Source organism: Shewanella sp. 433, from assembly GCF_059338565.1.
Genome location: NZ_CM181703.1, coordinates 3,892,964 through 3,905,022 on the forward strand (window position 1 = coordinate 3,892,964; position 12,059 = coordinate 3,905,022).

A 12,059-nucleotide genomic window follows, 5' to 3' on the forward strand; every position below is an offset into this window, starting at 1 on the left:
GATGCCACATCAAGGTTTTTACGGCCCTATCGCTGACTCAGTCTGGCAAAAAGCTAAACAGATTAAACTACTGATTTGTGACGTAGACGGCGTGTTTTCTGACGGGCTGGTTTATATGAGTAACTCTGGCGACGAGCTAAAAACGTTCCATACTCGTGATGGCTATGGCGTTCGCTCGCTACTGACTAGCGATATTGCCGTGGCGATTATCACCGGACGTAAATCGAAAATTGTCGAAGACCGTATGACGGCCCTTGGCATTAGCCATATTTATCAAGGGGTCGACAACAAGCTCATCCCCTACCAAGAGCTTCTGGCACGCTATCAAGTCAGCCCACAACAGGTGGCCTATATTGGCGATGACATGGTCGACCTACCCGTAATGCAACAAGTCGGCTTGTCGGTGTGCGTCGCCGATGGTCACCCTTATGTTAAGCAGCATGCCGATATGGTCACCCATATTAATGGCGGCCATGGTGCGCTACGTGAATTAACCGACCTTATTTTGCTAAGCCAAGATAAGTTTGAATCGGCTCACGGTATGAGCATATGAATAGAGTCACCCTGGCGATTATCGCGTTTTTTGGTACCGCTTTAGTGCTCTATTGGCAGGTGCAGACTAAGCAAGGATCACAAGCGCTGTTGCTCGACGCGTCCGATCGTCCAGATTATGTGATTAACAACATTAATAGCGTGCAATACGACGAACAAGGCAAACTTAATAGCCGCGTCTCGGCTAGCCATATGGAACACTATGCCGAGCGTAATATGACCTATTTTACCCAGCCTACTTATCTGGTCTATCCCGATAACGGCGATGCTCAGTGGCGGTTGCGCTCGGCTCGGGGTACATTAGACAAAGACAGTGGCAAAGTCATCTTGGAAAATAATGTCATTATTGATGCCATTAGCCCTGAAGAGCCCATCCAAACCATAGAAACCAACTACATGGAATTGGACCTCAACACCATGATCATGACATCCGATCAAACCATTCGGATCACCGGTAACGATTTTTTGATTACCGGAAAAGGCTTATATGCCGACCTCAATGCACAAAAAGTACGACTGACGAGCCAGGTAGAAGGAACATATGAAACTAAATAATCTTATTCTTGCAGGCCTGTTAACCATGGTTAGCCTGCAGAGTGCGGCGAATGAAACCGACCTGCTGCAAGAGGTTAAGATTTCAGCCGCAAGCCAAGAAGCTGATATTAAAAATAATCAGATTATCTTCAATGGCCCAGTAGAGGTGACTCAAGGCTCCATTAAAATTTTAGCCGATGAATTACGCGCCTTTACCAAAGAAAATAGTAGCGGCAAAATCTTAGTGGCAAAGGGTAAGCCAGCCACTTATACACAGGTGATGGAAAATGGTCGTCCAGCGTCAGCCAGCGCCAATGAGATCCGCTATGAACTGTCGACCCGCACTCTAACCCTAATTGGTAATGCCACCCTCGAACAAGAAGGTAGCCAAGTCACAGGTAATCAAATTCGCTACAACATTGAGCAGCAACAGTTGATAGCCGAAAGTACGGGTAGCGATCGCGTTATCACCATCATTCAACCCGAAAGTTACCAAGACAACAGCAAAAGTCAGCCCCAAGAACAGCCCAAGCAGGAAAAGCAATGACAGAGATGACGCTAAAAGCGGTTAACTTAGCCAAAAGCTACAAAAGCCGCGCCGTGGTACAAGATGTCAGCTTAACCGTACGCACAGGGCAAATCGTCGGCTTGCTAGGGCCTAATGGCGCAGGTAAAACCACCACCTTTTACATGGTGGTCGGTCTAGTCCAGAGTGACAAGGGACGTATTTTTATTGACGATGACGATCTCACTTTAGATCCTATGCATTTGCGCGCCCGCAAAGGGATTGGCTATCTACCGCAAGAAGCCAGTATTTTTCGGAAATTATCGGTACGCGATAATATTATGGCGGTATTACAAACCCGACGCGAGCTCAGTAACGATGCGCGCGAAGAGGAGTTGGAGCACCTGCTAGAAGAGTTTCATATTACTCACATCCGCGATAGTCAGGGGATGGCACTGTCCGGTGGCGAACGTCGTCGCGTCGAAATCGCCCGAGCATTAGCCGCCAATCCTAAGTTTATTTTGCTTGATGAACCCTTCGCCGGGGTCGATCCCATTTCGGTTATCGACATCAAAAAGATTATTGAGCAACTGAAAAATCGTGGCCTTGGCGTACTGATCACCGACCACAACGTACGTGAAACATTGGATGTGTGTGAAAAAGCCTACATTGTCAGTCACGGTAATTTGATTGCCGAAGGAACACCCGATGAGATCTTAGATAACCAACAAGTTCGAGCGGTGTACTTAGGAGAACAATTCAAGCTATAGTTAACGTTATTAGCGCTCAAGGTAAAAGGCTAAACCGCTCTTACCTTGTTAAGTAGATCATTCGCCTTAGCGGTTTAATACCAGAGGCAGCTTTCTCACTTTAGAATTAGAAACAAGGGAATAGCAGTACGATGAAAGCGTCACTTCAGCTCAAAATGGGTCAGCATTTAACCATGACGCCCCAGTTGCAACAGGCCATTCGTCTGTTGCAACTCTCGTCATTGGAATTGCAGCAAGAGATCCAGCAAGCATTAGAGTCTAACCCTCTACTCGAGTTAGACGAGGAGCAAGAAGGCGCCAATATCGACTCAGAACAAGAGCGTAATGACAACTTCGACACCGATTACAATGAGCAACTGCAAGTCGACTCGAGTGAAGACAATTCAAGCTTAGAAACCTCCGATGCACTCAATCAAGACTCTATGCCCGATGAGCTTCCCGTCGACACCACATGGGATGAGGTCTATACCGCCTCACCCAACTCCAGCTCTGGTGCCATGCGCGACGATGACATGCCCTTTCAAGGGGAAACCAGCGAAGGCTTGTATGAACACCTCGAATGGCAAAAAAACCTCACGCCCTTTTCTGACAACGATCTTGCTATCGCCACCGCCATCATTGACGCCATAGACGAGCGCGGCTACTTGACGCAAACGTGCGACGATATTCTCGAAGCCATGGGCGATCCTGAAATCGAACTCGACGAAATTGAAGCGGTATTAAAACGGGTACAACATTTCGATCCTATCGGGATTGGTGCCAGAGACCTCAGCGAATGCCTGATGATCCAACTGGCCCAATACAACCCCGACACCCCGCATATCGACAACGCCAGACTCTTGATCCGTGATTACTTAGATCTTATCGCCGGACGAGACTTTCGCCTATTGATGCGTAAGACCAAGCTGAAAGAGGATGACCTGCGTGAGGCCATAGCGCTAATTCAAACCCTCAATCCGCGCCCGGGGCTGGCCATTACTGCCAGTCGCGACGAATACGTGATCCCCGATGTCACAGTTAGCAAGAAAAAAGGTCGCTGGGTGGTCGAGCTTAATCCCGATAGTATGCCTAAGATTAATGTAAACCAACATTATGCCTCGATGGCACGCAGCACCAAAAACCAAGCCGATGGCCAGTTTATTCGTGGTCACTTGCAAGAAGCTAAATGGTTTCTAAAAAGTTTAGAGAGCCGCAACGATACCTTGCTTAAGGTCACCAACTGCATTGTCGATTTCCAGCAAGGTTTTTTCGAGTTTGGTGAAGAAGCGATGAAACCTATGGTGCTTAATGATATTGCCGAAGCGGTCGAGATGCATGAATCGACCATCTCGCGGGTCACTACCCAAAAGTATATGCACACGCCAAGAGGGATTTTTGAGCTGAAATACTTTTTCTCCAGCCATGTCGGGACCGACGATGGTGGTGAATGCTCTTCTACTGCGATCCGCGCTTTTATTAAGAAGCTAGTCGCCGCAGAAAATCAAAAGAAACCCTTAAGTGACAGTAAGATGGCACAACTGCTGGCAGAGCAAGGTATCCAAGTCGCTCGACGCACGATTGCAAAATATCGTGAGGCGATGTTGATACCGCCGTCAAATCAACGTAAAAGCTTATAATCAACAACTGGAAACCGGAGGAATCACTTTATGCAAATAAATCTGACTGGGCACCACATCGAGATCACCCAATCTCTGCGCAACTATGTTGAAGAAAAGTTTACAAAGCTTGAACGGCATTTCGATCAGATCAATAATGTCCATGTGATATTAAATGTCGAAAAATTGATGCAAAAAGTTGAAGCAAAGTTACATCTCCGTGGTGGGGAAGTATTTGCAACATCAGAGCACGCGGACATGTATGCCGCGATAGATTCCCTGATCGATAAATTAGATCGTCAGGTCATTAAACACAAAGAGAAGCTAATAAAGCATTAACGATGGAACTTAGTACCATCCTGCGGCCGGAGTGCACAACCTGCGCCACTCCGGGCAGTAAGAAAAAGGTACTGGAACTTATCAGCGACTTGGCCGCTGTCCAGTACCCCACCCTTTCCTCTCAAGAGATTTTTGAAAGCCTTTTGGCGAGAGAGAAAATGGGCAGCACAGGTATAGGCAATGGTATCGCGATCCCTCACGGACGGCTGACGAATATTGAGAAGCCAGTCGCCGTATTGATTAAATGTGCTGAGCCAATCGCATTCGATGCAATTGATAATCAGCCCGTCGATATCCTCTTTGCATTATTGGTTCCTTCAGAGCAATGCGAACAGCACCTTAGCACCCTCGCCGCGATGGCAGAGAAATTAAGTGATAAAGCCATCATCAAACAGCTAAGAAAAACCCACGACGAGGCAGAATTGTATCAGGTGATCACCCAATGAAATTGGTAATGGTATCTGGGCGATCAGGCTCAGGAAAATCGGTAGTCCTTAGGGTACTGGAAGATCTGGGTTATTACTGTGTCGATAATCTGCCACTACAGATGATGGACTCACTGCTCAGTCAGCTCAAAGGTCGAAATGAACTCGTAGCCATAAGCGTCGATGTGCGCAACATGCCCAGCGAGGACATTCAGCTGGAGAAGCAGCTAGCTAATCTCCCTAAAGATACCGAAATACTGAGTTTCTTCTTAAACTCATCTGACGATGTGTTACTTAAACGCTACAGTGAAACCCGCAGGTTACATCCACTGTCACGCTCAAAAGCCTCTCTCAAAGAAGCCATTCAACTTGAAGGCAAAATGCTCGAGCCTATCTCTAAGATGGTCGATCACTACATCGACACCTCTACCCTTAACATCTATGATTTAAGCGATAAGGTACGCGAGATCTTACTAGGCACAGTAGACAAGGAGTTAGTGATTAACTTTGAGTCATTTGGCTTTAAATACGGTATGCCAAGTGAAGCAGACTTTATGTTTGACGTGCGTTTTCTGCCCAATCCCCACTGGGAAACGGAGTTACGCCCGCTGACGGGTCTCGACCAACCAGTGCAGCAGTTTTTAAGTCAGCAGCCGCTAGTAAATAAGTTTATTTGGCAGATAGAAAATCTATTCGAAACGTGGCTGCCACACCTTGAGCGCAATAACCGTAGCTACTTAACGATCGCCATTGGTTGTACCGGCGGCCAACATCGCTCGGTGTATGTGACCGATCAACTGGCCAAGCTGTTCAATAAAGGGAAACATAAGGTACAGGCGCGCCACAGAGAACTTCAGCATGAACAAGCTTGAACGCCAATTAACCATCTGCAACAAGCTGGGGTTGCATGCGCGAGCCGCCACCAAACTGGCGGTATTGGCCGCTCAGTTTGATGCCCAAGTCACCTTAATTCAAGGTGACAAGCAAGCTTCAGCCGCCAGTGTGCTTGGGCTATTAATGCTAGAAACCGGCTTTGGTAAAACTATTACCATCACCAGTGAAGGCCAAGATGCCCAAGCGGCACTCGATGCCATTAGCGCACTGATTGACGCAAAATTCGAAGAAGCCGTATAATCGCCCCACCTCGAGCCTAAACGGCTCATCTCATTCTATAATTATCCCGAGTTCAGGTTACTTAGCCAATAACCTATGTCGCCGCGCCATTTTTCCAAGGGGAAGTCATGCCGATCGAAGTGTTAGATAATGAAACTACAGATCAACGTTTACAGCAGCTGACGCAAGCCCTGAGCAGCGGTATGTTTGTCCATGTGCGTAGTATGCTGCACGACATGGCGGCCTCGGATATCGCCTTTATTTTAGAGTCCTCTCCACCGCGTGCGCGGCAAGTATTATGGCAACTTATCGATCAAGCCCATACGGGTGAGATACTCGATGAACTCAGTGAAGAGCTCAAAGATCAATTTATTAGCCAGATGAGCCCTGAGCGCGTAGCAAAAGCGGCCGAAAATATGGATACCGACGACCTGGCCTACATACTGCGTAGCCTGCCAGACAGCGTATTCAATCAAGTACTGCAATCGATGCGCAGCCAAGATAGGGCGCGAGTCGAACAGGCTCTGTCATACCCAGAAGACACCGCCGGCAGCTTAATGAACACAGATACGGTGACCCTAAGGCCAGATGTGAATGTCGACGTGATCCTGCGTTACCTGCGTATTCGTGGTGAATTACCAGAAGCCACCGATACCCTATATGTGGTTGACAAGCACGACAGCCTGCTTGGTGGCGTAGCGATCGCCGATCTGCTCACCTGCGATCCGAATGCATCGGTGCGCGACATCATGAACCAAGAGCTCGAAGGGATCCCTGTGGGTATGCACGACAGTGAAGTCGCGCAGCTATTTGAACGCCACGACTGGGTATCGGCACCTGTGGTCGATGAAAAAACCAATAAACTGCTTGGGCGGATCACCATAGATGACGTTGTCGATGTGATCCGTGAAGATGCTGAGCATTCGATGATGGGGATGGCCGGAATGGATGATGAGACCGACACCTTCGGCCCGGTCCTTAAGAGTACCTTTCGGCGCTCACTCTGGCTGACGATTAATCTATTTGCCGCACTGTTAGCGGCGTCGGTGAGCAATATGTTTGAAGGCACCATAGAACAATTTGCTACCATTGCGGTATTAATGACCATAGTGCCCAGCATGGGCGGAGTGGCTGGTAACCAAACCTTAGCTTTAGTGATCCGCGGTATCGCACTAGGACAGATAGGTCAAAGTAACTCACGTTGGTTAGTTGGCAAGGAGTTAGCGATCGGCTTTCTTAATGGCCTGCTCTGGTCTATTTTGGTGTTTGCTGCCGTTTGGCTATGGAAAGACGATGTCGCCCTAGGCGCTTTAATTGGCGGCGCCATGTTAATCAACATGACGGTGGCTGGATTTGCTGGCGCCACTATCCCGCTACTGCTTAAAAAGCTCAATGTCGACCCTGCGCTGGCGGGTGGCATGGTGCTGACCACTGTCACCGATGTAATAGGCTTATTTGCTTTTTTAGGCTTGGCCACCCTCTACTTACTGCACTAGCTTGTTAGGCACCGCTCGTGGTGTAATGGCTTAAGCGGTGCCATTAGCTTCTTTGCTGAGTGTTCAACCCTGGCTATTGCGCCATAATCACCATCAATTGCTGTTGCAGTGCCTGACTGTCTTCGCGGCCATATTTAATGATTAGCTCATCTTTCCCGTCATGATTAAGATCGCTCACGCTGAGCATCTCACCATCGCGGGGCAGCTGTAGTTTAAGAGTTTCATCGTTGCGATTAAACAGGCTGTCACTCGGCTCGCCTAAATACACCGTGAGTGCCTGCTCGCCACCAGAGAGCAAGAGATCTTGATAGCCATCGCCGTCAATATCGGCAAAAGTCACCACAGGTTGCCCCGTTTGCCCCGAAGTTAAACTAAAGCTTAGCTCCACCTCTTTGGTAATATTAGGTTTACTGGCAAAGCGGCTAGTGGCATCACTTTTAAATAAGTGTACATCTTGATCAATGCTCCCCGACACGAGCGCACCGATGATCTGCGACACACCAATATCGAAGCCCGACACCAGCACTTCATCAACCTTATCATTATCGATATCCACCAGCTCAAAACCCGTTAAGGTACCCTCGGCGCGGATCACACTGCTAGGCACCTTGGCAAACTGCAGCTTGTCTTTTATTTTACTGCCTAGGTAAATTTCATAATCGTTAACCCGATCCAGCACTCCTGAACTCTTGGTATAGCGCACCACCATATCTGCCAGACCATCATGGTTAATGTCGCCCAAATGTTCGACCTTTCGATAGACTAAATTACTTTGATCCAGCGCCTCACCATAAGCATCACGTTTACTCCACCAATCTTGCCCGCTGATGGCCAAACTCACAGGTAAGTAATTGGGTAAGGGTGTAAACAGGCCATCATCTTGCTGGTAATACACTTCAAACTCGCCCTCAGCTACCTTGACAATATCATCGCGACCGTCAAGATTAAGATCGGCGAAATAGAGGCTAGCCTCGGTATACTTGGCACCATCAAAATACAACAGCATCTGCGGCTGGATAGGTAATATTTGAGTGATGTAGCGCTTATCGGCTTGCTGTATCAATAGTGCGCTCTGCTCAAAGCTGCTAATAATAAAGTCATCCAGCCCATCACGATTAAGATCGCGTACAAAGCGCCCACGGGAGATAAAATCGACTCGCGAGCTCAAGATCAGCGGCTCGACCGTCATTAATGGCACAAATTCAACTTGGCTGTCACGCCACTGTAATCTCCATAAACGGTCGCTAGAGAGAAAGTACAGTGCTTGTATGGCATCGGGATTTTCTAGGTTATCAGGTGAGATATCGAACGCAAACAGCGCATTAGGTAGAGGTTGCTTTACCCGCTGACGATATTGTTTTACTTCAGTATCGAACGCATACACCCCCAGCCAGCGTTGATGCCTATCATCGACACCGATAGCGACTAACTCTTTACCTGGATCTGGCAACAAGTTGACCGTTAGGATGGGATGGGTAATGCGAAACCCAGCGTCTATATGGTGCGAGTACAATGATAGTCGGCTACTGATCGATGCGCCCTGCGCTGTAGACAGAGCAAGCAGCAATATCATGGCAAGTGACCATCGCAAACCGATTTGGGCTGTGTTCATGTAAAACTCGCTCCTTTCATTGCCTAATTATCAACTTAACTAATCTACCGACTCTCGGGCAAAAGAACAGGCAGGTTAACAGCTTGTTACAAATCAAAGCCGCAGCTCCCTGCCGCGAAGCATCTGCACAATAGCCAGACAACGAATCATAAGGGGCCAAGACTTGGTGTTCATCACCTCATTAAACACAAGATGGGCTCACTCTTTCACGTTTTAGCACCTTAGTCTTAACCCGTGACTTGCTATCATGACACCATCAAAATAGTGACTCATATCACAGTTAATGTATAGCACCAATGCGAGAATCCGCCGCGTCAATATTAGCCATTTTTCACCACAGATAAGCTCAACACGCCGGAATATTATGCACAGCTCAACTCGCACCACCTTTGAAGGCAACGCCTTGGCGCTCGTCTCTTTTTTACTTTGGGGACTATTACCGCTTTACTATCAATACCTGCCTAATGCCGATATCAATGAGATGCTGGCCATCAGGCTACTCTTCTCGGTGCCCTTTATGCTGTTAGCCTTTATTATACTGCGTAAGCCTTTGCCATCCATACAGCAATTAATGGCGCATAAGCGATCGATCGCCTTATGTGGCCTGGCGTCGCTGATCATGTGCATATCTTGGTACAGTTTTACTTGGGCCATCACCCATGGTCAGGTGCTCGCCGCCAGTTTAGGCTTTTTTATTAATCCACTGTTCGCTATTGCCTTGGGCGTACTGTTTCTCGGCGATAAACTGTCACAAGCACAAAAGTGGGCAGTGATATTGGGGATTGCAGGCATCAGCTACATGGTATTTCACTACGGTGAGCTACCTTGGCTGGCATTATTGATGGGCGGTTTCTTTGCCCTTTACGGCCTGTGTAAAAAATTTATTCACTTTGACTCGCTCACCTCAGTCACTATCGAAGCGGCGCTATTGGCTCCCATAGCGGCAATCTACTTAATTTGGCTGATATTTACCGATCAAAGCAGTGCCTTGTCAGGCTCAACCACCCAACTACTGCTTTATATTGGTTCGGCGCCAGTCACTCTGCTGCCGCTTATCTTCTTTGCGCTCGCCATTCGAGCCACCAGTCTATCGATGATTGGCTTAATGCAATATATCGAGCCAACCATGCACTTTCTGTTAGCCGTGCTGGTCTTTAATGAACATTTTGCTCAGGTGAAGGCGGTGAGCTTTGCCCTGATCTGGAGCGGATTAATCCTTTGTTCGCTAGAGGCTTTGCCGACACTACGTCGCCGTTTGTCCACCTTTAGACAGCAGAACTAGCATGGCTATAATCTCATCGACCACCCGCTGGCTAAAGATCATCGATAGGTGCAATGGCACCTTAAAGACTTTATTTATCGCCAGCGGCCAGTGAGAACTTCGGCTCGGCACTATGGTCAGATCCAGCGGCGTACGATAGGAGTAGAGCGGCATATTGGCAATGGGTTGCTGCACTTCGTCGAGCAACTTTAGCAACTCGCTATTAGGCCGCAACTGCCGCATCCCTTTAGAGGGGTAAGGTAGAAAAGCCAAGTAACTGCCTTGATGTGGTGATGAGATAGAAAATAACGCCTCGGTGCGCGCCGCGCCACCAAGTATCTGCAGATAATAGCGGGCCACGATGCCGCCCATACTAAACCCCACCAGCACTATGTTATCGTCGGTGCCAAAACGCTGCTCAATTGCTTGTTTCAGTTGCTGCGCGGCGTGCTCTATGCCGTGGCGGCCATCAAAGGGCGCCAGTGTAGGCGCAAAACACTCATGCCCATGCGCCGTTAACTTATTACGCATCCAAGCCATCACATGGCCCGTGTTAAAAATGCCATGAATTAACACCACCTTCATTGCTCCCCCCTCCGTCATAGCCTTGCCTTGACGATAAGATTATCGCCCGCTTATTCGCGATATTTGCTATCATTGCCGCTTTGCTCAAGCATACCATCGAATACGGATCCCCAAGCTATGTCAATCAACGATTTGTTAGCCAAGGCGCTACACCAACGAGCGCAGTTGATTGCTGACGCAAAAACTAATAATACTAATTGTTTTCGGGTATTTCATGGCACAGTCGAGGGCATTAACGGCCTCAATATCGACCGCTACGGCAATGCTTGGTTAATCCAAACGTTTCATCAAACCTTAAGCGATAATGAGCTCAATCAGATCCGCGCCGCCTTAAGCCAAATTGACCCGCTTGTGGTGATCTATAACGATCGCTCCAACAAAAACTCGCGTATTCTCAACCCGCTTGACGACACATTAGAAGCCTTTGCCAATACCGAACAGCAGATGCAGGAAAACGGTATCCATTTCACCAACAAGCTGCGTCACGAAGGACAAGATCCGCTACTGTTTCTCGATATGCGCGCCGGCCGTGAATATGTACACGCCAATAGCCGAGATAAAACCGTATTAAACCTGTTTTCTTATACTTGCGGTATTGGTACTGCGGCCGCCGTTGGCGGCGCCAGCCGTGTAATGAATGTGGATTTCTCCTCGTTTGCCTTGGCCGCTGGACGTAAAAATGCCCAGCTCAACGGCGTTGAAGCGGTATGTGAGTTTGTACAAAGTGATGCCTTCCCGGCCATGCGTCAGCTCGCGGGGATGCCAGTGGGCGGACGACGCAATCAAAAATTGCCTAACTACCCTAAATTGCCGCAAACACAATTTGATTTAGTGTTTCTCGACCCACCAAGATTTGCCAAGAGCCCCTTTGGCACAGTGGATCTGATTAACGACTATCAAAGCCTGTTTAAACCCGCCATGCTGGCCACTAAAAGTGGTGGCACCATAGTGTGCTGTAATAATGTCGCTAAAGTCGACCGTCAAACTTGGTTCGATGCCCTAAGCCGCTGCGTCGAAAAACAGGGACGTAAGATCAGCCACGCCACTTGGTTAGCTTGCCACAGTGACGTCCCCTCTTTTGATGGCAACCACCCGCTCAAAATGGTGGCGCTGCAAATAGCATAAACCAACCTTTCCCTAAGCGGCTGGTTACCACAACAAGCCGCTTAAACCCTCACTTTAAGCCTTTTGCTACCAACATCCACATCAAAACGAGTTTATTAACACTTTTTATCACCATCTACGGCGATATACAGCAAGTAAACCCCTCAA

14 protein-coding genes are annotated in these 12,059 nt (G+C 48.3%); 12 read left to right on the forward strand and 2 right to left on the reverse strand.

Annotated features, from left to right (window positions below; translation table 11 throughout):
* Nucleotide 1: 1 nt before the first annotated feature.
* From kdsC to mgtE, 10 genes are all read left to right on the forward strand, one after another.
* The gene (kdsC, locus tag AC5YB1_RS17205; protein ID WP_494520147.1) at nucleotides 2–553 is read left to right on the forward strand and encodes a 3-deoxy-manno-octulosonate-8-phosphatase KdsC; all 552 of its coding nucleotides are present in this window, start codon (nucleotides 2–4) and stop codon (nucleotides 551–553) included.
* A complete protein-coding gene (gene lptC, locus AC5YB1_RS17210) occupies nucleotides 550–1,107 on the forward strand; it encodes an LPS export ABC transporter periplasmic protein LptC (protein WP_494520148.1) in 558 nt (185 codons plus the stop codon). Before kdsC ends, lptC begins: the two co-directional genes overlap by 4 nt.
* Nucleotides 1,094–1,633, forward strand: a complete 540-nt coding sequence (gene lptA / locus AC5YB1_RS17215; protein ID WP_494520149.1) for a lipopolysaccharide transport periplasmic protein LptA — start codon at nucleotides 1,094–1,096, stop codon at nucleotides 1,631–1,633. The genes lptC and lptA overlap by 14 nt, the downstream gene beginning before the upstream one ends.
* Nucleotides 1,630–2,361, forward strand: a complete 732-nt coding sequence (gene lptB / locus AC5YB1_RS17220; RefSeq protein WP_494520150.1) for an LPS export ABC transporter ATP-binding protein — start codon at nucleotides 1,630–1,632, stop codon at nucleotides 2,359–2,361. The genes lptA and lptB overlap by 4 nt, the downstream gene beginning before the upstream one ends.
* A 131-nt stretch (nucleotides 2,362–2,492) precedes the next feature.
* Nucleotides 2,493–3,977, forward strand: coding sequence for an RNA polymerase factor sigma-54 (locus AC5YB1_RS17225; protein WP_494520151.1), 1,485 nt, complete (start codon nucleotides 2,493–2,495; stop codon nucleotides 3,975–3,977).
* A 30-nt stretch (nucleotides 3,978–4,007) separates the two neighbouring features.
* Nucleotides 4,008–4,295, forward strand: coding sequence for a ribosome hibernation promoting factor (gene hpf / locus AC5YB1_RS17230; protein WP_494520152.1), 288 nt, complete (start codon nucleotides 4,008–4,010; stop codon nucleotides 4,293–4,295).
* A 2-nt stretch (nucleotides 4,296–4,297) separates the two neighbouring features.
* Nucleotides 4,298–4,741 carry a PTS IIA-like nitrogen regulatory protein PtsN gene (ptsN, locus tag AC5YB1_RS17235; protein WP_494520153.1) on the forward strand — a complete coding sequence of 148 codons (444 nt, stop codon included), beginning with the start codon at nucleotides 4,298–4,300 and terminating at the stop codon, nucleotides 4,739–4,741.
* Entirely contained in the window at nucleotides 4,738–5,592 is an 855-nt protein-coding gene (rapZ, locus tag AC5YB1_RS17240; protein WP_494520154.1) for an RNase adapter RapZ, read from the forward strand. The genes ptsN and rapZ overlap by 4 nt, the downstream gene beginning before the upstream one ends.
* Nucleotides 5,579–5,854: an HPr family phosphocarrier protein gene (locus tag AC5YB1_RS17245; protein WP_494520155.1), complete on the forward strand. Its 276-nt coding sequence runs from the start codon at nucleotides 5,579–5,581 to the stop codon at nucleotides 5,852–5,854. Before rapZ ends, AC5YB1_RS17245 begins: the two co-directional genes overlap by 14 nt.
* A gap of 107 nt (nucleotides 5,855–5,961) precedes the next feature.
* A complete protein-coding gene (gene mgtE / locus AC5YB1_RS17250) occupies nucleotides 5,962–7,329 on the forward strand; it encodes a magnesium transporter (RefSeq protein ID WP_494520156.1) in 1,368 nt (455 codons plus the stop codon).
* Nucleotides 7,330–7,402: 73 nt separating this feature from the next.
* Here mgtE and AC5YB1_RS17255 read toward each other — a convergent pair whose 3' ends face one another.
* Nucleotides 7,403–8,941: an FG-GAP repeat domain-containing protein gene (locus AC5YB1_RS17255; protein WP_494520157.1), complete on the reverse strand. Its 1,539-nt coding sequence runs from the start codon at nucleotides 8,939–8,941 to the stop codon at nucleotides 7,403–7,405.
* Between the two features lie 364 nt (nucleotides 8,942–9,305).
* Between AC5YB1_RS17255 and rarD the strand changes: the two genes are divergently transcribed.
* Nucleotides 9,306–10,223, forward strand: coding sequence for an EamA family transporter RarD (rarD, locus tag AC5YB1_RS17260; protein WP_494520158.1), 918 nt, complete (start codon nucleotides 9,306–9,308; stop codon nucleotides 10,221–10,223).
* Here the strand turns inward: rarD and AC5YB1_RS17265 are convergent.
* On the reverse strand, nucleotides 10,185–10,805 hold the full coding sequence (locus AC5YB1_RS17265; RefSeq protein WP_494520159.1) for a lipase family alpha/beta hydrolase: 621 nt from the start codon (nucleotides 10,803–10,805) through the stop codon (nucleotides 10,185–10,187). The genes rarD and AC5YB1_RS17265 overlap by 39 nt on opposite strands.
* 99 nt (nucleotides 10,806–10,904) lie before the next feature.
* Between AC5YB1_RS17265 and AC5YB1_RS17270 the strand changes: the two genes are divergently transcribed.
* Nucleotides 10,905–11,912 (forward strand): class I SAM-dependent rRNA methyltransferase, encoded by a 1,008-nt coding sequence (locus AC5YB1_RS17270; RefSeq protein ID WP_494520160.1) that lies wholly within the window; start codon nucleotides 10,905–10,907, stop codon nucleotides 11,910–11,912.
* Nucleotides 11,913–12,059 lie beyond the last annotated feature (147 nt).

Coding starts and splice junctions, on each gene's coding strand:
- rarD (WP_494520158.1), top strand. CDS start 9,306: ATGCACAGCTCAACTCGCACCACCTTTGAAGGCAACGCCTTGGCGCTC.
- mgtE (WP_494520156.1), top strand. CDS start 5,962: ATGCCGATCGAAGTGTTAGATAATGAAACTACAGATCAACGTTTACAG.
- AC5YB1_RS17245 (WP_494520155.1), top strand. CDS start 5,579: ATGAACAAGCTTGAACGCCAATTAACCATCTGCAACAAGCTGGGGTTG.
- rapZ (WP_494520154.1), top strand. CDS start 4,738: ATGAAATTGGTAATGGTATCTGGGCGATCAGGCTCAGGAAAATCGGTA.
- AC5YB1_RS17265 (WP_494520159.1), bottom strand. CDS start 10,805: ATGACGGAGGGGGGAGCAATGAAGGTGGTGTTAATTCATGGCATTTTT.
- hpf (WP_494520152.1), top strand. CDS start 4,008: ATGCAAATAAATCTGACTGGGCACCACATCGAGATCACCCAATCTCTG.
- lptC (WP_494520148.1), top strand. CDS start 550: ATGAATAGAGTCACCCTGGCGATTATCGCGTTTTTTGGTACCGCTTTA.
- lptB (WP_494520150.1), top strand. CDS start 1,630: ATGACAGAGATGACGCTAAAAGCGGTTAACTTAGCCAAAAGCTACAAA.
- lptA (WP_494520149.1), top strand. CDS start 1,094: ATGAAACTAAATAATCTTATTCTTGCAGGCCTGTTAACCATGGTTAGC.
- AC5YB1_RS17255 (WP_494520157.1), bottom strand. CDS start 8,941: ATGAACACAGCCCAAATCGGTTTGCGATGGTCACTTGCCATGATATTG.
- ptsN (WP_494520153.1), top strand. CDS start 4,298: ATGGAACTTAGTACCATCCTGCGGCCGGAGTGCACAACCTGCGCCACT.
- AC5YB1_RS17270 (WP_494520160.1), top strand. CDS start 10,905: ATGTCAATCAACGATTTGTTAGCCAAGGCGCTACACCAACGAGCGCAG.
- AC5YB1_RS17225 (WP_494520151.1), top strand. CDS start 2,493: ATGAAAGCGTCACTTCAGCTCAAAATGGGTCAGCATTTAACCATGACG.
- kdsC (WP_494520147.1), top strand. CDS start 2: ATGCCACATCAAGGTTTTTACGGCCCTATCGCTGACTCAGTCTGGCAA.